The organism is Herbiconiux sp. 11R-BC (assembly GCF_049472555.1).
GTDB lineage: Bacteria > Actinomycetota > Actinomycetes > Actinomycetales > Microbacteriaceae > Herbiconiux.
Genome location: NZ_JBCEBO010000002.1, coordinates 58560 through 83491 on the forward strand (window position 1 = coordinate 58560; position 24932 = coordinate 83491).

Below are 24932 nucleotides of genomic sequence, written 5' to 3' on the forward strand. Positions count from 1 at the left end.
ACCGAACCACCCGCGAACCCCCACCCACCGTCGACCGAACCACGCGCGAACCCCCGCCCACCGTCGACCGAACCACGCGCGAAGCCCCGCCCACCGTCGACCGAACCACCCGCGTGACTCCGTCGGCCACGGTCGCCGCGTTCTCCCCCTCGGATCCAGCGATCACTGCCGGCCGCGCGGGGCCGCCGAGGCCGGCCATCAGTAGTGGTACGGGAAGGCGGACCAGTCCGGATCCCGCTTCTCGAGGAACGAGTCGCGCCCCTCCACCGCTTCGTCGCTCGCGTACGCGAGCCGGGTAGCCTCCCCCGCGAAGACCTGCTGGCCCACCATGCCGTCGTCGACCGCGTTGAAGGCGTATTTCAGCATCCGCACCGCGGTGGGCGACTTGCCCATGATGGTGCGTGCCCAGCGCAGCGCCTCGGCCTCGAGCTCGGCATGCGGCACCACGCGGTTCACGGCGCCCATTTCGTAGGCCCGCTGCGCGCTGTACTCCTCGGCCAGGAAGAACACCTCGCGCGCGAACTTCTGCCCCACCTGCCGGGCGAAGTAGGCGCTGCCGTAGCCGCCGTCGAAGGAGCCGACGTCGGCGTCGGTCTGCTTGAACCGGCCGTGCTCCGCGCTCGCGATGGTGAGGTCGCACACCACGTGCAGGGAATGCCCACCGCCCGCCGCCCAGCCCGGCACCACGGCGATCACGACCTTCGACATGAACCGGATCAGCCGCTGCACTTCGAGGATGTGCAGCCTCCCCGCCCGCGCCGGGTCGATGCCCTTCGCCGTCTCCTCGGCCGAGTACTTGTAACCGTCGCGGCCGCGGATGCGCTGGTCGCCACCGCTGCAGAACGCCCAGCCGCCGTCGCGAGGGCTCGGCCCGTTGCCCGTGAGCAGCACCACTCCCACCTTCGGGTTCTGCCGCGCGTCGTCGAGCGCCGCATAGAGCTCGTCGACCGTCTTAGGCCGGAAGGCGTTGCGCACCTCGGGCCGATCGAAGGCGATGCGCGCCACCCTCCCGGCCACATCGAGGTGGTAGGTGATGTCGGTGAAGCCCTCGGAGCCGGGCGCGACGACCCACTCTGCGGGGTCGAAGATGTCGGAGACCGTGGTGCGTTCACTCATACGGCAAGCCTATTCGCTCGCCCCTCCGCGGCAGCCGGGCGACAGCATCTGGGGAGAACTCGCGCTCTGGGAACGCCTGTGGAGAAGTGCCGGCCCCGGGGAGAGTGCCAGACTGTGGAGCCATGACCGACCTGCCCGCGCTCGACGAGCTGCTCCACCGCCTGCGCGTGGTGGCCATCCCCCTGCACACCCGCTTCCGCGGCCAGACCGTGCGCGAGCTGGCGCTGTTCGAGGGCCCGGAGGGTTGGACCGAGTTCTCGCCCTTCCCCGAATACGCGGATGCCGAAGCCGCCTCCTGGCTCGCCGCCGCGATCGAGTTCGGCTGGGCGCCGACACCCCCGCTGCTGCGGACACGGATCCCGGTGAACGCGACCCTCCCCGCGGTCGCCGCCACCGAGGTCGCCCGCGTGCTCGCCCACTACGATGGCTGCCGCACGGTCAAGGTGAAGGTCGCCGAGACCGGCCAGACCCTCGACGACGACGTGGCCCGGGTGCGCGAGACCCGCCGCATCCTGGGCCCGGAGGGGCGCATCCGGCTCGACGCCAATGGCGGCTGGAACGTCGACGAGGCCGAGCACGCCGTGCACCGCCTGGTGGAGTTCGACCTCGAGTACCTCGAGCAGCCGTGCGCCACCGTGCCGGAGCTCGCCGAGATCCGCGAGCGCACGGCCTACTTGGGCGTGCCGATCGCCGCCGACGAGAGCGTGCGCAAGGCGGAGGATCCGCTCGCGGTGGCCCGGGCGGGCGCCGCCGACCTCGTGATCGTGAAGGCCCAGCCGCTCGGCGGCATCCGGCGCGCTCTCGCCGTGGTGGCCGAGGCCGGGCTGCCCGCCGTGGTGTCGTCAGCCCTCGAGAGTTCCGTCGGCATCGCGATGGGTGCACACCTCGCGGCCGCCCTGCCCGAGCTCGACTACGACTGCGGGCTCGCCACGGTCGACCTCTTCACCGGTGACGTCGTGCCGGCCGGCGCGAGCCTCGTGCCGCGCGGCGGCAGCATCCCCGTGAGCCGGCCGGAGCCGGACCCTGCCCTGCTCGGCCGCTTCGAGGCCTCACCCGAACGCACCGCCTGGTGGCACGCCCGCATCTCCCGCTGCTGGACGCGCCTCGCCACACCCCCGAGCGCCTGACGCCGGCAAGCCGGCACCCAACTCCCTGTCGCTGGCCGCGTCGTCGCCGCCCACCCGCCGCCCCGGTCACCCGGCACACCCCCACGCCCGCCCACCCGCCCGCCCGAAACGACGGAGTATCAACCGCGAAACCAGAACCGACGGACTCTCAAGCCGTCAGACGCCCAAACCTCCGTAGATTCAGGGCGCCCGGGCCGCCACAGAGGCGAGCGCGACCCGGGCCGCCACACAGCAGTCCGCGCCCGGCCGAGCCAGAACCGCCCGGGCTCAGAGCCCGGAGTAGGCGTGCAGTCCCTTGAAGAACACGTTCACCACGCCGAAGTTGAAGAGCACCGCGGAGAAGCCCACCACGGCGAGCCACGCCGAGCGCGAGCCGCGCCAGCCCCGCGTGGCGCGGGCGTGGATGTAGCCGGCGTAGATGACCCAGATGATGAAGGTCCAGACCTCTTTGGTGTCCCAGCCCCAGTAGCGGCCCCACGCCCGCTCGGCCCAGACGGCACCGGCGATGAGCGTGAAGGTCCAGAGCACGAAGCCGACGATGTTCACGCGGTAGGCGAGACGCTCGAGGGTCTCGGAGTCGGGCAGCGTCTGCAGGAAGCGCAGGCGCAGCACTGAGGCCACCCGGGCGAGCCCGTCGCCGCGGGTCTGCAGGAGCTGCACGATCGACAGCGCACCGCCGAGCGCGAAGAACGCGGTGCCGAGGATGGCCACCATCACGTGGATGACGAGCCAGGCCGACTGCAGCGCCGGAGGCAGCGGCGCGACGCTCACGTAGTAGTTCACCGTCGAGACGCCGAGCAGGATGAGCACGAGCCCTGTCACGAAGGTGCCGAGGAAGCGGAGGTCTTCCCGCAGCAGCAGCAGGAGGAACACCGCCACGATCAGCAGCGTGCCCGTGATGGAGAACTCGTACATGTTCGCCCACGGCACCCGCGAGGCCGCGATTCCGCGGAGGATGACGCCGGCGAGCTGGATGACCCAGGCGAGGACCGTGAAGGCGACCCCGAGCCGCAGCCAGAGCGAGCGCTTGCCCGTGGAGTCGACGCCCGCGAGCGAGACGAGGCCCGAGTCGCCCGCGCCCGCCGGGGCGGCACCCGTGGCAGCCGCACCGCGCGCAGCCGGCCCACCCGCGCCGCGGGCGGAGGCTACGGCCGAGGCCCCCACCGTGGCCGGCTCAGCGGATGTCCCGATGACGACGCCGTCGACGGCGGCGTCAGCCCCCGCATCCGCCTCGATCGCCTTCTTCACCGTCGACGAGCGACGGGCGAGATCGAGCGCGAACGCGACGAACGCGAGCGCGTACACGGCCATGGCCGAGTAGATGAGGATGATCGAGATCTCGTCGAGGGTTTGCGTCACAGGTAGAGCCTAAGCCTTGGAATCGGGAGGGGAAGAGCCGGGTTCAAGCTGTGCGGAATCCTCCGCCGCCGCCTCGTCTGTGGAGAGGTCGGCCGAGCCTCCGGCGGCCGGATCGGGGAACCCGGCGGCGTGCCGGTCGGCGAGCGCCGTGACGGCCTCGACGAGTCGCGGGTCGTCGCCGCGCGCCAGCCCGGCGTACTCCACGTGGACCGATCCGTCGGCGCGCTCCGTGGCCTTCACCCACACGCGACGGCGCGGGATGAACAGCGAGGTCAGCAGACCGGCGAGCACCAGGATGGCGAACACGAGCACCCAGCCCTGGGTGGGGTCGTGGTGCACGTCCAGCGAGGCGAAGCGCTTCACGCCGTCGAGCGACACCGTGCCGAGCCCGTTCGGCAGGTCGACCGTCTCACCGGGCTTGAGCTCGAGCGACTTGACGCCCGTCGACCCGCCGGTGAGCTGCGTCATCGTGTCGGTGTTGAGCGAGTACACGGATGCCGGCACCCCGCCGTCGAGGCCGAGGTCTCCGTCGTAGACGTTGAGCGTCAGAACCGGGTACTGCAGGTCGGGGAACGAGGAGTAGTAGACCCCGGTGTCGGCCTGCGCCTGGGTGGGGTAGAAGAAGCCGATGAGGCCCACCTGCGAAGGCAGCCCATCCGGAACCTTCACCACGCCGAGCGAGGTGAGTGCGGCATCCTGCGGCAGGAAGGGCACGGAGTCGGTGAACACCACGTCGCCCGCCGGGTTCCGCACGGTGATGGTGGGCGCGTAGCCGTTGCCGAGCAGGTAGACGTCGGTGCCGCCGATCTGCAGCGGGGAGTTCACCTTGATGTCGTTCTGCGCCGTGTTGCCCGAGGCGTCGACCGTGGTGACCGCGGCCGTGTAGTCGGTGGGCTGGCCGAAGGCCTTGAGCGACTGGGTCTCGTAGCTGGCCGAGAAGGAGTCGAGCGTGATCTTGTAGGGCGAGAGCTGGCTGTCGTTGAAGAAGCGCCCGGGGTTGAACGAGTCGTAGGCGAGCAGCGTGTTCACGAAGGTCTGGCCCTCGACCACCACGCGCTGGCCCTGGTAGCCGAAGCCGCCGCCCACGCCGACGGTGATGAGGATGCCGACGAGCGCCGAGTGGAACACCAGGTTGCCGGTCTCGCGCATGTAGCCGCGCTCGGCCGAGACCGACACGATCTCGCGCCCGGTGCGCCGGTCGGCGCCAGTGAACACCACGGTGCGGTAGCGCTGGCGTTTGAGCAGGGCGCGCGCCGACTCCACCACCGATGCGGCGGTGACGGATGCCTCGGCCCCGGCCGCGGGCGCCGACACCTCCCGGGTGGTGAAGCCCGCGAGCCGCGACAACCGCGCCGGGGTGCGCGGCGGCTTGGCCCGCAAGGCGTCGAAGTGGTGCTTGGTGCGCGGCACGACGCATCCGATGAGCGAGACGAACAGCAGCAGGTAGATGGCCGAGAACCACACCGAGGTGTACACGTTGAACAGCTGCAGCTTGTCGAGGAACGGCGCGAGGTCGGGGTTGTCGACGAAGTACTGCGTGACGCCGTTCGGGTCGGCCGCGCGCTGCGGAACCAGCGAGCCCGGCACGGCCGCGAGCGCGAGCAGCAGCAGCAGGAACAGCGCCGTGCGCATGCTCGTGAGCTGCCGCCAGAACCAGCGCAGCCAGCCGACGAGGCCGAGCTTGGGCAGCGTGACCTCGGAGCCGTCGGCGTTCTCGGTGGGGCGCTCGGCGGGCTCCGCCGAGTCGAAGTGATCAGATGGGCGCGACAAAGCCGTTGATCACCGCCTGGATTTCGTAGATCCAGATGGTCCAGAGACCCGAGACCATGAGGATGCCGATGGCCACGAGCACGGCGCCTCCGGCGATGTTGATGGCACGGATGTGGCGCTTCAGGAACGACACCGAGCTCGTCACCCAGTTGAGCCCGAGCGCCACCAGCAGGAACGGCAGCCCGAGGCCGATGCAGTAGAAGAGGCCGAGCAGCACCCCGCTCCAGGCCGAGCCGCTGGTAAGGCTCAGCACCTGGATGGCCGAGAGGGTGGGGCCGATGCACGGGGTCCAGCCGAGGCCGAACACGATGCCGAGGATGGGCGCTCCGGCGAGACCTGTGGCCGGCCGCCACGAGGGCTTGAAGGTGCGCTGCATGAAGCTGAACTGCCCGATGAACACGAGACCGAGGATGATCACGACCCCGCCCATGACGCGCGTGATGCCGTCCTGCCAGACGATCAGCCAGGTGCCGAGCGCGCCGAACGCGGCCGAGTAGGCGAGGAAGACGACCGAGAAGCCGAGGATGAAGAGTCCGATGCCGAAAAGCATCCGCCGCCGGCCGGCCTTCTTCGCCGCGGCCTCGCTGTCGGGCCCGGTTCCGGATCGCGCGCGGCCTGCATCCGAGATGCCGCCGACGTAGGCGAGGTAGCCCGGAACGAGCGGAAGCACGCACGGCGAGGCGAACGACACGAGCCCGGCGAGCAGTGCGATGGGGATCGCGAGCAGCAGCTGACCGCTGAGCACGATCTCGGCGAAGGGATTGCCCACGGGGTCAGCTCGCTTCGGCGAGGTTGGACTTGATGAGGGTGTCGAGGATCGACTTGTCCTGCAGCTGGCCCAGGATGCGCGCCGCGACACGACCCTGCTTGTCGATCACCAGCGTGGTCGGCACCGCGTTCGCCGCCACCGTGCCCGAGAAGGCGAGCTGCAGGGCGCCGTCGGTGTCGATGACCGAGGGGTAGGTGATGCCGAAGGTGTCGTCGAAGGAGACGGCGGTGGAGGCCTGGTCACGCACGTTCACGCCGAGGAAAGAGACACCCTGGCCGTCGTACTGCGCGTTGAGCGCCTGCAGCGCCGGTGCCTCGGCTCGGCAGGGTGCGCACCCGGCGTACCAGAAGTTCAGCACGAGCACCTGGCCGGCGTAGTCGCCGGAGGACACGGGGTTGCCGGCCTGGTCGGTGCCGGCGAAGCTCACGGCGGCGCCCCGGTCTGCGGCGGTGATCTCGGTCACCGAACCGTCGCCGGCGATGTAGTTCTTGCTGTTGCCGGCCAGGTACTGCTGCGCCAGTGGGTCGTTCGAGCAGCCGGCGAGCAGCAGAGCGGCAGCGGCCAGGGTCGCGGCGACGGCCACGCGCATCCCGCGGGCGCCCGCGCCCGGCCTCACACCGCCCCCACGTCGATCGCGGCCGACGCGAGCGGGGCGCCGGGGTCGGTGTAGCCGACCTCCACGAAGCGGCCGTCGCGCAGCTCGAAGCTCGTGATGCTCGAGAGGGCACAGCGGCGCTTGCGGGGGTCGTGCGGGAGCTTCTTGCCCACGATGGTGAGGTGCGCCATCCAGATCGGGAGCTGGTGGCTGACCATCACGACGTCGCCGGAGTCGACCGAGGCGTGCGCATCCGTCATCGCGGCGAGCATGCGCGCGGAGACCTGCTTGAAGGGCTCGCCCCAGGCCGGCCGCCACGGGTTCCAGAGGAAGCGCCACATCCGCGGGTCGCGCAGGGCGCCACCGGGGCCGCGCATGCGCCGGCCTTCGAACGCGTTGGTGGGCTCGATGATGCGCGGCTCGATGCGCGGTGCGAGTTCGAAGCCCTGCGAGATGGGCTCGCCCGACTCGCGGGCGCGCTGCAGCGGCGAGCTGTAAAGGGCCGAGACCGGGCGTTTGCGCGCGATCAGGTCGTCGGCGGCGGCCCTGGCCATGCGATGGCCGAGCTCGGAGAGGCCGAAGTTCTCGAGGCGCCCGTAGAGCACTTCGTCGGGGTTGAAGACCTCGCCGTGACGGACGAGGTGGATCTGGCTGGCGGGCACGGCATCCAGTCTACGAGCGCTCTTGCCGCGAGAACGCCGAGAGCCAGAGATCATGTAGCTCGGCTACACGAGATATGTAGAACTATTCGCTTGTGCTTGATAGTTGTCGGAGGTGGAATAGAGGCAGAAAGGTTTCCCCATGACTCTCATCGCCCTCATCGTCTTCCTCGTCGTCTTCGCCGCCGTCGCCGCGCTCGGCATCGTCTCGGCCATCACCATGACCCGCAAGGACGGCTACGGCAGCCGCACCACCTACCGCGCCTGACGGGCCGACCGAGACCGCCCGCGGGCCGCATTCCAGGCGGCGGCCCGCGGGTAGACTGTTCTCCCGTGACCGCACGCAGCTCCCGCACCCTCGTCAAGAACCTCGCCGCCCTCGAAGACGGACCCGTCACGGTGTCCGGATGGGTCGATACGGTTCGCGACCAGAAGAAGGTGCAGTTCGTGGTGCTGCGCGACGAGTCGGGCGCCGTGCAGCTGGTGAACCCGCGCACGGAGGAGACCGAGGCCGTCGCCGAGACGATCTCGGGCCTCGCGCAGGGCTCGTTCATCACCGTCACCGGTGAGCTCAAGCACGACGAGCGCGTCAAGCTCGGAGGCATCGAGGTCAAGCTCGCGACCCTCGTGGTCGAGACGGCGGCCATCCCCGAGACGCCGATCGCCGCCGACTCGGGCATCGACAAGCGCATGGACTGGCGCTTCCTCGACCTGCGCCGCCCCGAGCAGAACCTCGTCTTCCGCGTGCAGACCACGCTCGAGCACGCCTGGCGCACCTACTGGGTCGAGCACGACTTCATCGAGATCCACACCCCGAAGCTGATGGCCTCGGCGAGCGAATCGCGCGCCGAGCTGTTCGAGGTGGAGTACTTCGAGACCAAGGCGTACCTCTCGCAGAGCCCGCAGTTCTTCAAGCAGATGGCGCAGCCGGCCGGCTTCGGCAAGGTGTTCGAGGTGGGCCCCGCGTTCCGCGCCGACCCCTCGTTCACCTCGCGGCACGCGACCGAGTTCACGAGCGTCGACGCCGAGATCTCGTGGATCGACTCGCACGAAGACGTCATGCAGCTGCACGAGGAGCTGATGGTCGCCGGCCTCCGCGCGGTGAAGGAGAAGCACGGCGAGGAGATCAAGGCGCTCTTCGACGTCGACATCGAGGTTCCCACGCAGCCGTTCCCGCGCATCCCGCTCGCCGAGGCGAAGCAGATCGTGGCCGACCACGGCTACGTCGTGCCCCGCGAGGACGACGACATGGACCCGGAGGGCGAGCGCCAGATCGCGGCCTACGTCAAGGAGACCTACGGGCACGACTTCGTGTTCCTCACCGACTACGCCTCGAGCATCCGGCCGTTCTACCACATGCGCCACGAGGGCGACGCGGGCCTCACGAACAGCTACGACCTCATCTACAACGGTGTCGAGATCTCCACCGGCGCCCAGCGCGAGCACCGCGTCGAGGTGCTGATCGAGCAGGCCAAGGAGAAGGGCCTCGACCCCGAGGAGCTCGACTTCTACCTCGACTTCTTCCGCTACGGCGTGCCGCCGCACGGCGGTTTCGGCATGGGCCTCTCGCGCGTGCTGATGCTCATGCTGCACCAGACGAACCTCCGCGAGGTCGTGTACCTCTTCCGCGGCCCGACGCGCCTCACCCCGTAGCGTTCACGGATGCAGAAATGACGAGGAGCGGCGCCGTATAAGGCGTCGCTCCTCGTCATTTCTGCATCCGTCAGAGCTCGAAGTCGACGGCCGCGCGCTGAGCGACGCGCGCCTTGATCTGGGGCACCACCTCGAGGTGCGCCGGATGCGTCTGGTAGGCGTCGAGGTCGGCGAGCGTCTCGTAGTCGGCCACCAGAACCACGTCCCAGTTGCTCTCGAAGTAGGCCATGTTCTTGCCGACGGTCAGCGCCGAGATCGAGGGCACCGTGTCACGGAGCCCCGAGAGCAGGCGCACGATCGTGCCCGCATCCTCCGCCCGCTGCTCCGGGTCGGTGGCGGCGAGCTTCCAGGCGACGACGTGACGGATCATGCGGATGCCTCCAAGAGGGCGGTTCGGAGGCGGGCCGGTTCGACCCGCCAGATGGTGTGTACACGACCGTCGATCATGACGACGGGGATCTCCTCGGCGAACTCGTCCATCAAGGCCGGGTCGTCGAGGATCGACAGTTCGGTCATCGACACCTCCAGGGCCGCGACCGGGCGCTCGCCGAGCACCCCGCGGATCACCTCGCGGGCGTCGTCGCAGAGATGACAGCCCGGCTTGCCGATGAGAGTGAGAGCCACGGATGCCACGTGCTCCAGCCTAGCGACGACGAACGCCGCGCGGCCCCGCGGTCCGCGGCGGCCGGCCCGCGGCGGCGCGGCGGCCCGCGATCACAGCACGAAGTCGGGCTTCACGGTCCACGCCGTGGCCGTCTCCAGCGCGCCCAGCACGACCAGCGCGCTCATCGCCGCATGCTCGTGGCTGAGCGGCGAGTACACGTCCAGAGCCAGCGGCGGCGGCTCGCCGAACTTGGGGATCTCGATCTCCAGCCGCGCACCGCCGTCGAGGGCGATGTACGGATGCACGCCACGCGCATCCGAGACACCCCGGTCCAGAGCCAGCGCGATGATCGCCAGCGCGTCGACCTTCGAGACGGCGTCGCGCACGACGAGAGTGGCGCAGTACTCGGTGCCCGGCGTCGTCATGACTCCATCACACGTCCGAAAAGCAAAAAGCGCCAGGCCGAAGCCTGACGCCCTGCTCGCGCAGCGTGCGAGCCCGAAGGCCCCGCGCTACTTCTTGTTGCGACGCTGGTGGCGAGTCTTGCGAAGCAGCTTGCGGTGCTTCTTCTTCGCCATGCGCTTGCGACGCTTCTTGATTACAGAACCCACACAAACCTCACACGTATTGGATTGACCGCGCCGAATCGGCGGTCAGGGGCAAAAGAGCCTCGCAGAAGTGTACCAGTCCGCGCTAGGCGGAATCGGCGATGTGCCCGTCAGGCGCATCGGCGATGTGATTCTGCGCAGCTTCGGCCACCGCCGACTCCGGAACCCGGAACGAACGGCCGAAGCGGATGGCCGGCAATTCGCCCGCGTGGACGAGCCGGTACACCGTCATCTTCGAGACGCGCATCATCTCCGCCACTTCCGCGACGGTCAGAAAGCGCACGTCACTCAGATCGGCAGCCATGGCGAAACTATAGGGCTTCGCGGATGCACGCAGCAAGAAAGCGGCGACGGCCGCTCAGTGCTCGCCGCGGCGCAGCTTCGACACGAGGTCGTCGGCCACGGACTTCACCGCGTGCGAGGTGGCCGCCGCCCGGCGGCCCACGTTCTGGCCGAAGGTCGCCGCCGCCGACTTGACGGCGTCGGAGGCGTTCTCCCACAGCTCGTCCTCGGCCGACGTGTCGAAATCGGCGGAGAGGAACGGGATGATCCAGTCCTCCACGTCTTCCAGGGGGGACACGTCGATCTTGTAGTAGCGGTGCTGCCCTTCTTCGCGCACCACCACGAGCCCCGAATCCCGCAGCACCTTGAGGTGCTTCGACACCGTGGGCTGGCTCAGCTCAAGCTGCGACACGAGCTCCGACACGCTGAACTCGCCGTCGCCCGCCCCGGAGGCGCTCGCTGCGTCCTCCGACACGTAGCGCTCCAGCAGCAACGAGAGCAACTGACGCCGGGTGGGGTCAGCGATCACGGAGAAGATGTCGGCCATGCGTTACAGGCTAGTGGTGCGCCCGCGCATCCGCGCCCCTGCCCGATAGCATTGCACCGTTCACACAGGGGCGGCCGGGCCGCTGAGCCGAGGCGAGGAACCGGATGAGCGTCCGCAGCACTCCGATCAGCCGCAACCCCCTGCACCGCAGCCGCACCGGGTTCGGGCGACTGCGCGATGCGATGCGCGAGTTCTCCGAGCGCTCGCCCTCCCGCTTCGCGATCCTCATCTTCGCTGCCCTGATCCTCATCTTCACGGTGCTGTTCTCGCTGCCGATCACGAGCGCCTCCGGCCGCGCCACCGCCCTCGCCGACGCGCTCTTCACCGCCGTCTCCGTCATCTGCGTCACCGGGCTCGCCACCGTCGACATGGCCACGCACTGGTCGGTGTTCGGGCACGTCGTCATCTACGTGGGCGTGCAGATCGGCGCCCTCGGCGTGCTGACCCTCGCGAGCATCCTGGGCCTGGTGATCTCCCGCCGGCTGGGCCTGCGAGCACGCCTGATCGCCGCGAGCGACACCAACCCGCTCCGGATGCACCACGGCCCGGTCGCCGAGGGACAGGCCGTGCGCCTCGGCGAGATCGGCTCGCTGCTTGCCACCGTCGCCATCAGCGCCCTCGTGATCGAGGTGGTGCTCGCGGCGCTGCTGTTCCCCCGCATGCTGCTCGACGGGATCCCGGTGGGCGAGGCCGTGTGGAACTCCTTCTACTACTCGGCGATGGCGTTCACGAACACGGGCTTCTCGCCCAATGCCGAGGGACTCACGCCGTTCGCGAACGACTACTTCTTCCTCGGCATCCTGATGGTGGGGGTGTTCCTCGGCAGCATCGGGTTCCCCATCATCTATACGCTCTCGCGCAGCCTCGGTGCCTGGCGCCGGCGCAAGAAGGGCAAGCGCCCCGAGAACCGGCAGCGCTGGTCGGTGCACGTGAAGCTCACGCTGCTCACGAGCGCCATCCTGATCGTGGCGGGCGCCGTGCTCTACATCGTGCTGGAGTTCGACAACCCGAAGACCTTCGGCTCGCTCGGCGCGGGCGACACCGTGTTCCAGAGCTTCTTCCTCTCGGTGATGACGCGATCCGGGGGCTTCTCGACCATCAGCATCCCCGACCTCAACGGCTCGAGCCTGCTCGTCACCGACATGCTCATGTTCATCGGCGGCGGTTCGGCGTCGACGGCGGGCGGCATCAAGGTCACCACCCTCGCGGTGCTGTTCCTCGCCGCGTTCGCCGAGGCGCGCGGCAACCAGGACATGGAGGCGTTCAGCCGCCGCATCCCGGGCGACGTGCTGCGCCTGGGTGTCTCGGTGGTGCTCTGGGGGGCGACGACGGTGGCCGTGTCGAGCATCCTGATCCTGCAGATCTCGAAGGCGCCGCTGGATTTCGTGCTCTTCGACGTGATCTCCGCCTTCGCCACCTCGGGGCTCACCACCGGTCTCACCGCGTCGCTGCCGGATGCGGGCGTCTACGTCATGGCCGCGACCATGTTCATGGGACGCGTTGGTACTGTGACTCTGGCTGCGGCACTGGCGTCGAGCCAGCGGCAGCAGCTCTACAAGCGCCCGGAAGAGAGGCCCATCGTTGGTTGACCGCATCAAACACGACGCCCCCGTGCTCGTCATCGGTCTCGGCCGCTTCGGCGCCGCCACGGCGGGCGAGCTGGACCGGCTGGGCCGCGAGGTGCTCGCGATCGACTCCGACGAGGCTCTCGTGCAGAAGTGGTCGGAGCGGGTGACCCACACCGTGCAGGCCGATGCGAAGAACATCGAGGCGTTGCGGCAGATCGGGGCGTCGGAGTTCCAGATCGCGGTGGTGGCCGTCGGCTCCTCGATCGAGGCCTCGGTGCTGATCACCGCGAACCTGGTCGACCTCAAGGTGCCGCAGATCTGGGCGAAGGCCATCTCGCGCTCGCACGGCAAGATCCTCGAGCGGATCGGCGCGAACCACGTGATCTACCCCGAGGCCGAGGCCGGCGAGCGGGTGGCGCACCTGGTGTCGGGGCGGATGCTCGACTTCATCGAGTTCGACGACGACTTCGCGCTCGTGAAGATGTATCCGCCGAAGCCCATCCGCGGGCTCAACCTCACCGAGTCGGGCGTGCGCTCGAAATACCACGTGACGGTCGTGGGCGTGAAGAGCCCGGGCAAGCCGTTCACCTATGCGACCGAGTCGACGGTCGTGTCGAACCACGACCTGATCATCGTCTCGGGCAAGTCCTCCGACATCGAGACCTTCGCGGCGCTGGGGTGATCCCTCGGTGCGCCGCCCCGGCGGCGCACGGCAGGCCGCTCGGGCGGGGCGGCATCCGTTGTCCGACGGCTGTCATAATCGGCCTGTGACGCTCTTCGAAGACGCCGCGTGGCCCAGCGCGCCCAAGCGCCCCCGTCGGCCCAGCTCCGCCGGCCGCGTGACCCTGTTCGGCATCGTGCTCGCGCTCGCGGCCGCCGTCACACTGGGCATCACCTTCCTGCCCTCGTTCACCGCGCTCGTGGGCTACTCGATGTCTCCCGCCCTCACGCAAGTGGCCGACCGCATCGGCTTCACCGAGCAGGGCCGCGCGCTGTTCGTCTCCACCCGGCCCGAGCTGCTCTCCGACCAGGCCTTCAGCAAGGCCTGCGAGACCACCTCGAGCGACAGCGGCGGCTCGACGGTCGGCTGCTTCTACGGCATGGAAGGCACGGCGGGCCGCATCGCCGTCTTCCAGCCCGCGGATGCGCGACTCGCCGACCAGGTGGCCGTCGCCGCGGCGCACGAGTTCCTGCACGCCGCCTATGCGGCCCTCCCGGCCGAGACCTTCGACCCGCTGAACGCCCTGCTCGACGCGCGGTGGGCGCAGGTCCCGGCCGACGATCCCCTGCAGGACCAGCTCACCGGCTCCACCGGCGGCTCGCCCGACGCCCGCCCCACCGAGGAGTTCGCCTACCTCGGCAGCCAGGTGGGCGACCTGGGCCCCGAGCTCGAGAGCTACTACGCGCCGTACTTCACCGACCGGCAGGCCGTCGTGGCGCTCGAAGCCGCCGACCGGGCGCTCTGGAGCGGGCTCGACTCCGAGTACCTCGCGAAGTCCGACGCCCTCTCGGCCGCGCAGCAGGCCTACGCCGACTCGGCCGCCCAGATCGACGCCGACCGCGCTCAGCTAGCCGCCGACCGCACCGCCTACGACGAGAACGCGGCGCAGTACAACGCGCTCTCGCCCGAACAGCGTGCGCGCAGCTACACGGCCGACGACGCGCAGGAGCCCTACGGCGACTACCTCGCCCGCACCCTCGCCGACTTCGGCACGCGCGACGCCGACCTCACTGCGCGCTCCGCTCAGCTCGCGGCCGACGACGTCAGCCTGACGGCGCTCGAAGCCGAGGTGCAACGCCTCTACGACGACTACGACTCACTCGTGCTGGCGTCGACGCCGCAGGCCTGAGGCCGGCCGGGTCGGTTCCGGTCGTCCGGGGCCGGGTCAGCCGGCGGCGAGCTCGCGGGCCCGCGCGAGGGCGGCATCCGTGGCCCGGGTGAAGAGGGCCGGGAGGTCGGCGTCCTGCAGCACGGCGAGCGCGCGCTCGGTGGTGCCTTTGGGGCTGGTGACCTGGATGCGCAGCTCGGTCGGGGTGCGGTCGGAGGCCACGAGCAGTTCGGTGGCGCCCGAGAAGGTGCCGTTCACGAGAGCGGCGGCCTGCTCGGCGGTGAACCCCTTCTCCACAGCCGCGGCGGTCATCGCTTCTATCAACAGATACACGTACGCCGGGCCGGAACCCGAGATGGTGCTGAGAGCATCGAGCTGTGATTCCGGAACCTCGACCACCGTCCCCACCGTCTCGAACAGCGAGCGCACGAGCGCGAGATCGGCCTCGCTCGAGCGCGTTCCGGCCGAGAGGCCCGTGACGGCGCGGCCCACGAGCGCGGGAGTGTTGGGCATCGAGCGCAGCACCGAGACGGTCTCGGGCAGGTGGGCCTCGAAGGTCGCCACCGTGACACCGGCGGCCACGCTCACCACGACGGCGCCGGGCTCGAGCGCGCCGGCGATCTCGTCGAGCAGCGCGGGCACCATCGCCGGCTTCACCGCGACGAGCACGATGGCGGCGCCGCTCACTGCGCGGCGGTTGGCCTCGGGGTCGTCTTCGGTGGCGAACGCGGTCACGCCGGAGGTTCCCTCGAACTCCTCCGCCTTGGCCGCCGAGCGGTTCGTCACCCGGATGCCGCCCTGCACCTGAACCGCCGGCGCGAGCAGCCCGGCCAGGATGGCGCGCCCCATCGACCCGGCGCCGAGCAGCGCGATCGAAGGGAGGCTTGTCGGCGGGTGCGGCTGGGCGGTGGTGGCTGTGTCGTTCACCCGTCCATCCTAGGATTGGCGGTGCAGACAACCGGGAAGAGGACCGAAACGTGAGCACATCAGGCGGCAGCAAGGCGATTCTCGCGGCACTGGGCGCCAACCTCGGCATCGCGGTCACGAAGTTCATCGCCTTCTTCTTCTCGGGCTCCTCGTCGATGCTCGCGGAAGGTGTGCACTCGCTCGCCGACTCGGGCAACCAGTTGCTGCTGCTCCTCGGCGGTCGCCAGTCACGTCGCAAGGCCGACAAGGAACACCCCTTCGGCTACGGCCGCGAGCGCTATGTCTACGCCTTCGTCGTGTCGATCATCCTGTTCTCGGTGGGTGGCGTGTTCTCCATCTACGAGGGCATCGAGAAGGTCACGAACCCGCATCCGCTCGAGAACGCCTGGCTGCCGATCCTCGTGCTCGTCATCGCCATGGCGCTCGAGGGCTTCTCGCTGCGCACGGCCATCGCCGAATCGAACCACACCCGCGGCAAGCAGAGCTGGGTGCAGTTCGTGCGCCGCGCGAAGGCCCCGGAGCTGCCCGTGGTGCTGCTCGAAGACACCGCGGCCCTGCTCGGCCTCGCCTTCGCCTTCCTCGGCGTGGTGCTCTCGGTGATCACCGGTGACGCCATCTGGGACGGCATCGGAACCCTGTTCATCGGCGCCCTTCTCGTGCTCGTGGCCATCGTGCTCGGCGTCGAGACCAAGAGCCTCCTGGTGGGCGAGGGGGCGACGGATGCCGACGCCACCGCCATCCAGAACGCCATCGAGGGCACGCCCAAGGTCGACCGCCTCATCCACATGAAGTCGCTCTACCTCGGCCCCGACGAACTCCTGGTGGCCGCCAAGATCGCGCTCGCCCCCGACTCCGAGCTGCGCGACGTCGCCCGCACCATCAACGAGGTCGAGGTCGCCATCCGCACGGCCGTTCCGATCGCGCGCGTCATCTACATCGAACCCGACGTCTACCTGCCGCCCCTCGACGTCGAGACCGACACCTCGGCCATCGTCATCAAAAGCACCGACTAGGCCCGGAAGCCGCCCAGGCGGCCGGCGCGCTCGTCGCGGAAGAAGCGGGTGAGCAGCTCGCTGCAGGCCTCGGACTCGATGCCCGCCACCACCTCAACACGGTGGTTGAGGCGCCGGTCGCGCAGCACGTCGTAGACCGATCCGGCAGCGCCCGCCTTCTCGTCCCAGGCCCCGAACACCACGCGGGGAACGCGCGACGAGAGGATGGCCCCCGCGCACATCAGGCAGGGTTCCAGGGTCACCACGAGCGTCGCATCCGTCAGATGCCAGTCGTCGCGCTTCCAGGCAGCCTGCCGGAGTGCCACGACCTCCGCGTGGGCGGTGGGATCCTGCCGCAGCTCGCGCTCGTTGCGGCCGACGCCGATGACCTCGCCGTCACGGTCGACCACGATGGCGCCCACGGGCACGTCGTCGGTCTCGAGCGCGGCTCTCGCCTCGTCGATCGCTTGTCGCATCCAACCCGACAGGATGCCGGGGGCGGGCAAGGCGAACGGCTGCTGTTCGAGCACGAGTGCGGTCCTCTCTCGGTGCGAGCGGGCAGGAGTGGGCGCAGGGGGCCCGGCGCTTGCAACGACAGCCTCTATCGTCCTGCTCGCAGGGGCCCGAGTCCAGTAGATTGACCGTATGCGAGTTCACGTTGCCGACCACCCGCTCATCACGCACAAGCTGACCGTTCTGCGCGACGTGAACACCCCGTCGCCCACGTTCCGCTCCCTCGCGGAGGAGCTCGTGACGCTGCTCGCCTACGAGGCCACCCGCAACGTGCGGGTCGAGCCCATCACGATCCAGACCCCGGTCGCCGAGACCACGGGCGTGACGATCAGCGCACCGCGACCGCTCGTCGTGCCCATCCTCCGGGCCGGGCTCGGCATGCTCGAGGGCATGGTGAAGCTCGTGCCCAGTGCCGAGGTCGGCTTCCTCGGCATGGTGCGCAACGAGGAGACCCTCGAGCCCACCACCTACGCCGAGCGCCTGCCCGACGACCTCTCCGACCGCCAGTGCTTCGTGCTCGACCCGATGCTGGCCACCGGCGGCTCGCTGAGCGCCGCCATCGAGTTCCTCTTCAAGCGCGGGGCTCAGGATGTCACGGCCATCTGTCTGCTCGGAGCCCCCGAAGGCGTCGCCGCCCTCGAGAAGGCCACCGAAGGCCGTGACGTCACTCTCGTGCTCGGCGCCCTCGACCAGCGCCTCAACGAGAAGGGCTACATCGTCCCCGGCCTCGGCGACGCCGGCGACCGCCTCTACGGCACCGTCTAGCCCCCTCCCCTTTCCCCAAAAACAAGGAGTTTCCCGAAAAACAAGGAGTTCTCCGGCGACACGCGGAGAGCAGGCCTCCTGCCGGCGGCGTGTGGCCGGAGAACTCCTTGTTTTTCGAAGAACTCCTTGTTTTTGCGGACAGCAGGCGGATCAGGCGGGAGCGGCGGGGGTGGCCGTGCGGCGGCGGCGCAGGTCGAGGAGGCCGATGACGAGGGCGACGGCGAGGAGGCCCAGCGCCACAAAGAAGCCGCTACGGAAGCCGTCGTGGTACACCATCACGGTGTCGCCCGAGCCCGGTCCCTCCCGGTAGAGCGTCGCGAAGAAGAGCGACGAGGCCGCGGCGACCCCCATCGCCGTGCCGACCCGCTGCCCCACCTGCGCCATCGACCCGGCTGTCCCGCCCTGGGTCGGCGGGATCTCGGCGAGCGTCAACGTCTGGTTCGGCGAGATCACGAGTCCGCCTCCGGCGCCCGCCACCGCCATCGCCCCGCCCATCAGCCAGATCGAGTCCTCCGCCGGCGGCAGCACTGCGGCGAGCAGCACGAGCACGAGGCCCACGATCACGATCACGAGCCCCAGCACCACGAGGGACCGCCCGTACCGCCCCACCAGGCGCCCGCCGATGAGCGCGGTCACCGCCGAGGTCAGCGCGAACGGGATGCTCACCATGCCCGCGAACACCGGCTCGAAGCCGAGCCCCTGCTGCAGGAACAGCGTCGTGAGCAGGAACACCGCCGGCAGCGCCGCGAAGTACGCCGTGGCGAGCAGCAGCCCGTTGCGATACGACCCCAAGCGGAACAGCTCGAACCGGATGGCCGGCGACTTGCCGATGGCCACGTAGTGCCTCTCCCACGCGATGAACAGCACGACCGCCACCGCGCATCCGGCCAGCGACAGCCAGCGCCAGGGACTGTCGTCCGGCCCGCCGGTGGTGAGCACGAACGGCAGCATGAAGGTGAAGACACTCGCCCCCAGCAACAGGATCCCCACGAGGTCCAGGTCGCGAGGCCCGGCGGAGTGCGGCTGGCTCTTGGGCAGCAGCCGGAGGGCGAAGATCAAGGCCAGGATGCCGAGGGGCACGTTCATCCAGAACAGCAGCCGCCAGCCGTCGGTGGGCCCGCCGATCGCGATGAGCAGTCCGCCGAGCGTCGGCCCGATCGCGGTGGCCACCCCGATGGTGGCACCGAAGAGCCCGAAGGCACGCCCGCGCTCCTCACCCTGGAACAGCTGCTGCACGAGCCCGAGCACCTGCGGCATCTGCACGCCGGCGGCCACGCCCTGCAGGATGCGCGCCACGAGCAGCAGCTGGATGCTCGGCGCGATCGCGCAGAGGGCGCTCGCCACGGTGAAGGCGCTGAGGCCGATGATGAACATCGCCTTGCGCGAGTAGAGGTCGCCGAGCCGCCCCGACGGCACGAGCGCGAGCCCGAACGCGAGGGCGTAGCCCGCCACGATCACCTGCAGCTCGGTAGGGCCCGCGCCGAGCGACTTCTCGATCGATGGCAGACCCACGTTGACCTTCGAGAGGTCGAGGATGGTGAGCGCCGCCACGGCCACGCAGACCGCGAAGGCCTGCCACCGTGCCCGCCCGCGGATCGTCGTGCCGGGAGCGGATACGGGAGCGGGACTGTCGGGCATGCTTCGAACCTATACCGGAGCCTCGACGACGCCCGGACGCGCCCCGGACGCGCTCAGCCGGCCGGATGCACTCACCCGTCACCGCGAATCGGGCGAGCAGCCTTGACAACGACGGCCCGCATCGGGTTAGCTTCTGCGTATGACTGACAACGTGCACTCCGTGACCTCCTTTGGGGCCCCTGGGGATGCCGGCATGATGATGGCCGGCAGCGTCGTCATGTGTTGTCGAATGTGTCGCTAACGACGATCTTCGTCGAGCGCCCCTTCCCGCGTCAGCCTCATCCCGCTGATCGAACGGTGACGGCGCTCAGCATCGGAATCTTCCGATACTGCCCCGGACTCCCATTCCAGTCCGCAGCCTGACACTTCTCGTCCCGCCTGTGCGCGGGTAGCTGCCTCAAGGACTTCTCATGTCGATCGCCCACCTCGATTCCCGCCCCACCAACGTCACCCCCCTCCCCCGCGCCGACGACGTCGCCGCGACCCCTCACATCCGCGCTGTCCCCGAGGGCGTCGAAGCCCGCGGCTTCGTTCTTTACGTCGGCATCGACGAGGAGAAGGCTGCCGCAGACGGCACCGACCTCGGCCGCATCGTCGAGGCACTGAAGGCCCTCGCCGCCGAGATCGCGCCCTCCTCCGGCACCTACGCCGCCGTGGCCCTCGCACCCCGCGGGGCCGGCGGCCGCGACGTCGACGTGGTGCGCCTCGCACTGCAGGACCCGGCGGCGCTCGCCAAGCACCGCCAGGTTCCGGATGCGCAGGACCGCGCCCGCGACGGCGTCGTCGTCGACCTCTCCCGCAAGCGGGTGCTGCTCGACAACACGGCCGCGAACCTCACCTACAAGGAGTTCGAGCTGCTGCAGTACCTCGTTCTGCGTGAGGGCCGCACCATCGAGCGTGCCGAGCTCATCACCGCGCTGTGGAGCGCCGGCGACGAGGAGGCTCCGAACGAGCGCACCATCGACGTGCACGTGCGCCGCCTGCGCTCGAAGCTCGGCGACTACGAGGACATCGTGCGCACCGTGCGCGGCGCCGGATACCGCTTCGACCGCCACGCCGACGTCTCGGTGCGCCACACCTCGACGCCCTCACCCGACCTCTTCTAGGCCGCAGCCGGAGACGGCGCTCCGGGGCGACCCGGCGCCGCCCTGACGACGCCAGAACGCCGCCCCTCCTCACGGAGCGGGCGGCGTTCTGCTTTCAGGGGGGAGTTACTCGGCGTCGAGGTCGGTCTCGAGCAGGGCCACGAGCTCGGCGAGCGCGGCATCCGCGCCTTCCCCCTCGGCCGCCAGAGTGACGACGTCGCCGTTGGCGGCGCCGAGGCTCATGATCGACAGGATGCTCGCGGCGTCGAGCGGCGCGCTGCCCGCCTTCGAGATGGTGACGCGCATCGGCTGCTTCTTGACGGCCTCGATGAAGAGCGAGGCAGGCCGCGCGTGCAGGCCGACACGGCTGGCGATGGTGGCGGTTCGTTCGGTCATGGGATGGTTCCTTTCGGGGCGGGGCAGTGTGCGGGTGGTTCCGCCGCGCCGGCGGCGTGGTCGGCGACGTGGAGACCGAGACCGAGACCGAGGTCGGGGCTCGGGAGGGATGCGGCGGATCGGCCCGCGGACGGCGCGCCGACCCGCCGTGCGCCGGCCCCGCGGCAGGGAAGTCGCGGGGCCGGCGTGACGATGGCTAGTGCTTGGCGCCCACCGGGACGCGTTGCGGTGCAGCGGATGCGCCCGCCGGCACTGCGGCCGGGGCGGCGACGGAACCGGCGACGGGCGCGACGGCCGTCACCGAGGCGGGCACGGCATCCGCTGCTCCGGTCTCGGCGCCGAGGACCGGGCGACGGCGCACGTAGCGCTTCAGCAGCACGACGAGGCCGGCGCTCACCACCATGCCCGCGGCGATGGCCACGAGGAACATGCCGATGTTGCCGATGGCGAAGAACACGAAGATGCCGCCGTGCGGGGCCTGCGAGGTGACGCCGGTGCCCATCACGATCGCCCCGGTGAGCGCGCTGCCCACGATGCCGGCGGGGATGACGCGCAGCGGGTCGGCCGCCGCGAACGGGATGGCACCCTCCGAGATGAAGGCCGCCCCGAGGAACCACGCCGCCTTGCCGTTCTCGCGCTCGGCCGCACTGAACAGCCGGCGGTCGATCACCGTGGCGAGGGCGAGAGCGAGCGGGGGCACCATTCCGGCGGCCATCACGGCGGCCATGATCTGCCACGGCACCTGGTTGTCGACGGTTCCCGCGGCGAGGCCCGCCACGGCGAAGGCGTAGGCGACCTTGTTGATGGGGCCGCCGAGGTCGACGGCCATCATGGCGCCGAGGATGATGCCCAGCAGCACCGCCGATGCGCCCGTGAGCGACGAGAGCCAGTCGTTGAGGCCGGTCATGAGCAGCGCGATCGGTCCGCCGAGCACGAGCAGCATGAGTCCCGAGGCGAAGATCGAGCCGAACAGCGGGATGATGACGACGGGCATCAGGCCGCGGATGACGCGGGGCACGCGCAGTCGCCCGATCGCCCAGGCGATGAAGCCGGCGAGCAGACCGCCCACGAGGCCGCCGAGGAAGCCGGCGTTCATGACGAGAGCCACGGCGCCGGCGGTGAAGCCCACCGCGATGCCCGGCCGGTCGGCGATGGCGTAGGCGATGTAACCGGCGAGCGCCGGCACGAGGAAGCCCATCGAGGCGGCCCCGATGACGAAGGACACCGCCCCGAGATAGGTGCCGAGTCCGCCGTCGGGCAGGTTCCAGAGCGAGTTGTGCAGCACGATGTCGGTCGCGTTCGCGTTGATCTGGTAGCCCGCGAGCAGGAAGCCGAGGGCGATGAGCAGACCGCCGCCCGCGACGAAGGGGATCATGTAGCTGACGCCCGTGAGCAGGTAGCGCTTGAGCTTGACTCCGATGTGCTCACCCGAACCCGGGGCGGCGGATGCGCCGGCTGCGGCGGCACCGGATCCTCCGTCGCCCGCGACGCGACGCGCGGAGGGGTCGGTGGCGGCGGCCAGGGCCTCGGCGATCATCGCATCCGGTTCGTCGATGCCGCGCTTGACGGGCGCCTGGATGACCGGTTTGCCGGCGAAGCGCGCCTTGTCGCGCACGTCCACGTCGACCGCGAAGACCACAGCGACGGCGCGGGCGATGAGGGCGGGATCCAGCGGCTGGGCGCCCGAGGAGCCCTGGGTCTCGACGTGCAGCTCGGCGCCGGCGCGCTCGGCGGCGGCCACGAGCGAGTCGGCGGCCATGTAGGTGTGGGCGATGCCGGTGGGGCAGGCCGTGACGGCCACGAGAAGCGGCTTCGGAGCGGCGGCTGCGGCGGGCGCAGAAGCCCCCGCGGCGGCGGATGCGCCGGGCACGCCCGCGAGGGCGCCCTCCACGAGCGCCACGATCGCCTCGGCGTCGGGCGCCGCGCGCAGGGCCGCCACGAACTCGGGCTTGATGAGCGAGCGCGCGAGCGTCGACAGCAGCACGAGGTGCTCCTGGTCGGCGCCGTCGGGCGCGGCGATGAAGAAGACGAGGTCGGCCGGGCCGTCGGCGGCGCCGAAGTCGACCGCGGGCCGCGGCCGGGCCATCGCGAGGGTCGGCTCGAGCACGGCGGCCGAGCGGCAGTGCGGGATGGCGAGGCCGCCGGGGATGCCGGTGTCGGTCTTGCTCTCGCGGTCCCAGGCGTCGGAATAGAGCGCCTCGGTGTCGGTGGCGCGCCCGGAGGCGACCACGAGTGCGGCGAGCGCACGGATGACGCCCGACTTCTCGGCGCCGAGATCCTGGTCGAGCACGACCAGTTCGGTGGTGATGAGAGAGGACATGGTGCGGTAACTCCTTCGTTATCTCCGGCCGGCGGCGATGCGCGGACGGTGGCTGACGACGATGTCGTCGGGGTGGGTGAGGTCGAGGGTGGGCACGGTGGATCCGGGCAGGGAGGCGGCGGCGGCGCCGTGGGCGACGGCCTGCGCGAGCCGCGCCGATCCGTCGTCGCCGCGGTCGGCCGCGAGCAGGTAGCCGGCGAGCGAGCAGTCGCCCGCGCCGACCGTGCTGCGCGCGACGATGACCGGGGCGTCGGCCGAGAGGATGTCGTCGGCCGAGACGAGCAGGGCGCCCCGGGCCCCGAGCGTGACCAGGGCGGCGCCGAGGCTCGGCGAGACGAGTCGCTCGGCCACCTCGGCCACGAGTTCCCGATCGGCCTCGAAGGCTTCCGCGTCGGTCTCGGGCACGGGCAGGCCGAGACCGGCCGCGAGTTCGAGCAGCTCCTCGCCGTTCGGCTTCACGAGGTCGACGGGCTCCCCCGACGCCACGAGGGCGACGAGGGGCGCGCCGGAGGTGTCGACGGCGATACCCGGTGCGGGCCGGCCCGCGCGGGCGGCCGAGTCGCGGATGCCGGCCACGAGCCGCGCGTAGAAGTCGTCGGGCACCCCCGGGGGCAGCGAGCCCGCGAGCACCACCCAGCTCGCGGCGGCCGCGTGCGTGACGACCAGCGCGACCAGGGCATCCTGATCGGCCATGTCGAGCGGCTCACCCGGCTCGTTGAACTTGGTGGTCGTGCCGTCGGGCTCGGTGACGGTGGTGTTGGAGCGGATGCGCGCCCGCACCGGGACTGTCTGCACCGGGATGCCCTCGGCGGCGAGCGCCGCGACCATGGGGTCGCCGGGGGCGGCGGGCAGGATGGCGAGTGTGGCGCATCCGGCCGCATGCAGAGCGCGCGAGACGTTCACGCCCTTGCCTCCCGGCTGCTGGGTGGAGCTCGTGGCGCGCTGCACCTGCCCGCGTGCGAGCGGGGCGGCGAGGTCGATGGTGCGGTCGAACGAGGGGTTGACCGTGACGGTGACGATCACGCGACCACCACCTCCACGTCGAGGGCGTCGAGAGCCGCGGAGAGCGTGCCGGCCGGGTCGCGGTTGGTGATGAGGGTGTCGAGCTCGCGCAGTTCGGCGAAGCGGTGGAGCGTCTCGTCGCCGAGCTTGCTGGAGTCGATCAGGGCCACCGAGCGACGCGCGGCGCGCACGATGGCCGCCTTGACCGAGGCCTCGCGCTCGTCGGGCGTGCTGAGACCGAACTCGGCGCTGATGCCGTTGGCTCCGACGAAGGCGATGTCGGGGCGCAGGTGGGCGAGCTGGTCGAGGGTGAAGGCTCCGACGGCGGCACTGGTGACGCCGCGCACCGAGCCGCCGAGCAGCTGAAGGTCGATGGAGGGGTTCAGGTGCAGGAGCGCCGCGATCGGCACCGAGTTCGTGATGACGGTGAGCTGCGAACCGTCGGCCGAGCGCCAGTCGGCGAGCCGCTCCGCCAGGGCGCCGGTTGTGGTTCCGGCGTCGAGCAGGATCGAGCCGCGGAAGCCCTCGCCCAGAAGCCCCATGGCCGCGTCGGCGATGGCCAGCTTGGCCTCGCGGGCCCGGTCGCTGCGGTCGGCGACGCTCGACTCGACGAGGCTCGTCTTGGTGTGCGCCACCGCTCCGCCGTGCACGCGGCGAAGCACTCCCTGGCGTTCGAGCACGTCCAGGTCGCGACGCACGGTCTCGGGGGTGACGCCCAGCGACTCGGCGAGATCGGCGACGGTCACCCGGCCGTGGGAGACGACGGCCTCACCGATGCGTTCGTGGCGTTCGACGGCGTACATGTCGA

The 24932-nt window shown here is 70.4% G+C and carries 28 protein-coding genes; 9 read left to right on the forward strand and 19 right to left on the reverse strand.

The window, feature by feature from the left end:
• Positions 1–198 precede the first annotated feature (198 nt).
• Positions 199–1116: a 1,4-dihydroxy-2-naphthoyl-CoA synthase gene (locus tag VD659_RS05350; protein WP_137838033.1), complete on the reverse strand. Its 918-nt coding sequence runs from the start codon at positions 1114–1116 to the stop codon at positions 199–201.
• A 122-nt stretch (positions 1117–1238) separates the two neighbouring features.
• Between VD659_RS05350 and VD659_RS05355 the strand changes: the two genes are divergently transcribed.
• Complete coding sequence (locus VD659_RS05355; RefSeq protein ID WP_423260103.1) at positions 1239–2243, forward strand: o-succinylbenzoate synthase; 1005 nt, start codon at positions 1239–1241, stop codon at positions 2241–2243.
• A 267-nt stretch (positions 2244–2510) separates the two neighbouring features.
• On the opposite strand, the gene ccsB is transcribed toward VD659_RS05355, so the two are convergent.
• Genes ccsB through VD659_RS05380 form a run of 5 tightly spaced genes read right to left on the reverse strand, consistent with a single transcriptional unit; the run spans position 2511 to position 7398 of the window.
• Positions 2511–3602: a c-type cytochrome biogenesis protein CcsB gene (gene ccsB / locus VD659_RS05360; RefSeq protein WP_423260104.1), complete on the reverse strand. Its 1092-nt coding sequence runs from the start codon at positions 3600–3602 to the stop codon at positions 2511–2513.
• Between the two features lie 9 nt (positions 3603–3611).
• Positions 3612–5372 (reverse strand): cytochrome c biogenesis protein ResB, encoded by a 1761-nt coding sequence (gene resB / locus VD659_RS05365; protein ID WP_423260105.1) that lies wholly within the window; start codon positions 5370–5372, stop codon positions 3612–3614.
• Positions 5356–6141 (reverse strand): cytochrome c biogenesis CcdA family protein, encoded by a 786-nt coding sequence (locus VD659_RS05370; RefSeq protein WP_423260106.1) that lies wholly within the window; start codon positions 6139–6141, stop codon positions 5356–5358. Before VD659_RS05370 ends, resB begins: the two co-directional genes overlap by 17 nt.
• Positions 6142–6145: 4 nt before the next feature.
• A complete protein-coding gene (locus VD659_RS05375; RefSeq protein WP_423260107.1) occupies positions 6146–6730 on the reverse strand; it encodes a TlpA family protein disulfide reductase in 585 nt (194 codons plus the stop codon).
• Between the two features lie 23 nt (positions 6731–6753).
• Positions 6754–7398 carry a histidine phosphatase family protein gene (locus VD659_RS05380; protein WP_423260108.1) on the reverse strand — a complete coding sequence of 215 codons (645 nt, stop codon included), beginning with the start codon at positions 7396–7398 and terminating at the stop codon, positions 6754–6756.
• A gap of 139 nt (positions 7399–7537) precedes the next feature.
• On the opposite strand from VD659_RS05380, the gene VD659_RS05385 reads away from it, so the two are divergent.
• Positions 7538–7663: a hypothetical protein gene (locus VD659_RS05385; RefSeq protein WP_423260109.1), complete on the forward strand. Its 126-nt coding sequence runs from the start codon at positions 7538–7540 to the stop codon at positions 7661–7663.
• A gap of 65 nt (positions 7664–7728) precedes the next feature.
• Entirely contained in the window at positions 7729–9048 is a 1320-nt protein-coding gene (gene aspS / locus VD659_RS05390; RefSeq protein ID WP_423260110.1) for an aspartate--tRNA(Asn) ligase, read from the forward strand.
• A 70-nt stretch (positions 9049–9118) separates the two neighbouring features.
• Here the strand turns inward: aspS and VD659_RS05395 are convergent, their stop codons facing one another.
• From VD659_RS05395 to VD659_RS05420, 6 genes are all read right to left on the reverse strand, one after another.
• The gene (locus VD659_RS05395; RefSeq protein ID WP_423260111.1) at positions 9119–9418 is read right to left on the reverse strand and encodes a Dabb family protein; all 300 of its coding nucleotides are present in this window, start codon (positions 9416–9418) and stop codon (positions 9119–9121) included.
• Positions 9415–9681, reverse strand: coding sequence for a glutaredoxin family protein (locus tag VD659_RS05400; RefSeq protein WP_423260112.1), 267 nt, complete (start codon positions 9679–9681; stop codon positions 9415–9417). The genes VD659_RS05395 and VD659_RS05400 overlap by 4 nt, the downstream gene beginning before the upstream one ends.
• 81 nt (positions 9682–9762) lie before the next feature.
• Positions 9763–10077, reverse strand: a complete 315-nt coding sequence (locus VD659_RS05405) for a hypothetical protein (RefSeq protein ID WP_423260113.1) — start codon at positions 10075–10077, stop codon at positions 9763–9765.
• Between the two features lie 87 nt (positions 10078–10164).
• A complete protein-coding gene (locus VD659_RS05410) occupies positions 10165–10263 on the reverse strand; it encodes a 30S ribosomal protein bS22 (RefSeq protein WP_003792170.1) in 99 nt (32 codons plus the stop codon).
• Positions 10264–10345: 82 nt separating this feature from the next.
• A complete protein-coding gene (locus VD659_RS05415) occupies positions 10346–10564 on the reverse strand; it encodes a helix-turn-helix domain-containing protein (RefSeq protein ID WP_423260114.1) in 219 nt (72 codons plus the stop codon).
• A 54-nt stretch (positions 10565–10618) separates the two neighbouring features.
• A complete protein-coding gene (locus VD659_RS05420) occupies positions 10619–11089 on the reverse strand; it encodes an ArsR/SmtB family transcription factor (protein WP_423260115.1) in 471 nt (156 codons plus the stop codon).
• A gap of 104 nt (positions 11090–11193) precedes the next feature.
• On the opposite strand from VD659_RS05420, the gene VD659_RS05425 reads away from it, so the two are divergent.
• The 3 genes from VD659_RS05425 to VD659_RS05435 all read left to right on the forward strand — a co-directional run bounded on the left by VD659_RS05425 (position 11194) and on the right by VD659_RS05435 (position 14507).
• Positions 11194–12678, forward strand: a complete 1485-nt coding sequence (locus tag VD659_RS05425) for a TrkH family potassium uptake protein (RefSeq protein ID WP_423260116.1) — start codon at positions 11194–11196, stop codon at positions 12676–12678.
• Entirely contained in the window at positions 12671–13339 is a 669-nt protein-coding gene (locus tag VD659_RS05430; RefSeq protein ID WP_137838020.1) for a potassium channel family protein, read from the forward strand. The genes VD659_RS05425 and VD659_RS05430 overlap by 8 nt, the downstream gene beginning before the upstream one ends.
• An 85-nt stretch (positions 13340–13424) precedes the next feature.
• Positions 13425–14507 carry a hypothetical protein gene (locus VD659_RS05435; RefSeq protein ID WP_423260117.1) on the forward strand — a complete coding sequence of 361 codons (1083 nt, stop codon included), beginning with the start codon at positions 13425–13427 and terminating at the stop codon, positions 14505–14507.
• Between the two features lie 36 nt (positions 14508–14543).
• Here the strand turns inward: VD659_RS05435 and proC are convergent, their stop codons facing one another.
• Positions 14544–15413, reverse strand: a complete 870-nt coding sequence (proC, locus tag VD659_RS05440; RefSeq protein WP_423260118.1) for a pyrroline-5-carboxylate reductase — start codon at positions 15411–15413, stop codon at positions 14544–14546.
• Positions 15414–15463: 50 nt separating this feature from the next.
• Here proC and VD659_RS05445 point away from each other — a divergent pair, with 50 nt between their 5' ends.
• Positions 15464–16426 (forward strand): cation diffusion facilitator family transporter, encoded by a 963-nt coding sequence (locus VD659_RS05445; RefSeq protein ID WP_423260119.1) that lies wholly within the window; start codon positions 15464–15466, stop codon positions 16424–16426.
• Here the strand turns inward: VD659_RS05445 and tadA are convergent.
• Positions 16423–16881, reverse strand: coding sequence for a tRNA adenosine(34) deaminase TadA (tadA, locus tag VD659_RS05450; protein WP_423260682.1), 459 nt, complete (start codon positions 16879–16881; stop codon positions 16423–16425). The genes VD659_RS05445 and tadA overlap by 4 nt on opposite strands.
• A 169-nt stretch (positions 16882–17050) precedes the next feature.
• On the opposite strand from tadA, the gene upp reads away from it, so the two are divergent.
• The gene (upp, locus tag VD659_RS05455) at positions 17051–17683 is read left to right on the forward strand and encodes a uracil phosphoribosyltransferase (protein WP_423260120.1); all 633 of its coding nucleotides are present in this window, start codon (positions 17051–17053) and stop codon (positions 17681–17683) included.
• Positions 17684–17833: 150 nt separating this feature from the next.
• On the opposite strand, the gene VD659_RS05460 is transcribed toward upp, so the two are convergent.
• Complete coding sequence (locus VD659_RS05460) at positions 17834–19321, reverse strand: MFS transporter (RefSeq protein ID WP_423260121.1); 1488 nt, start codon at positions 19319–19321, stop codon at positions 17834–17836.
• Between the two features lie 410 nt (positions 19322–19731).
• Here VD659_RS05460 and VD659_RS05465 point away from each other — a divergent pair, with 410 nt between their 5' ends.
• A complete protein-coding gene (locus tag VD659_RS05465) occupies positions 19732–20427 on the forward strand; it encodes a winged helix-turn-helix domain-containing protein (RefSeq protein ID WP_423260122.1) in 696 nt (231 codons plus the stop codon).
• Between the two features lie 105 nt (positions 20428–20532).
• On the opposite strand, the gene VD659_RS05470 is transcribed toward VD659_RS05465, so the two are convergent.
• The 4 genes from VD659_RS05470 to VD659_RS05485 all read right to left on the reverse strand — a co-directional run bounded on the left by VD659_RS05470 (position 20533) and on the right by VD659_RS05485 (position 24927).
• A complete protein-coding gene (locus VD659_RS05470) occupies positions 20533–20802 on the reverse strand; it encodes an HPr family phosphocarrier protein (protein WP_137838014.1) in 270 nt (89 codons plus the stop codon).
• A gap of 196 nt (positions 20803–20998) precedes the next feature.
• Positions 20999–23122: a PTS fructose transporter subunit IIABC gene (locus VD659_RS05475; RefSeq protein ID WP_423260123.1), complete on the reverse strand. Its 2124-nt coding sequence runs from the start codon at positions 23120–23122 to the stop codon at positions 20999–21001.
• An 18-nt stretch (positions 23123–23140) separates the two neighbouring features.
• Positions 23141–24145: a 1-phosphofructokinase family hexose kinase gene (locus VD659_RS05480; protein ID WP_423260124.1), complete on the reverse strand. Its 1005-nt coding sequence runs from the start codon at positions 24143–24145 to the stop codon at positions 23141–23143.
• A complete protein-coding gene (locus tag VD659_RS05485; RefSeq protein ID WP_423260125.1) occupies positions 24142–24927 on the reverse strand; it encodes a DeoR/GlpR family DNA-binding transcription regulator in 786 nt (261 codons plus the stop codon). Before VD659_RS05485 ends, VD659_RS05480 begins: the two co-directional genes overlap by 4 nt.
• Positions 24928–24932: the final 5 nt, after the last annotated feature.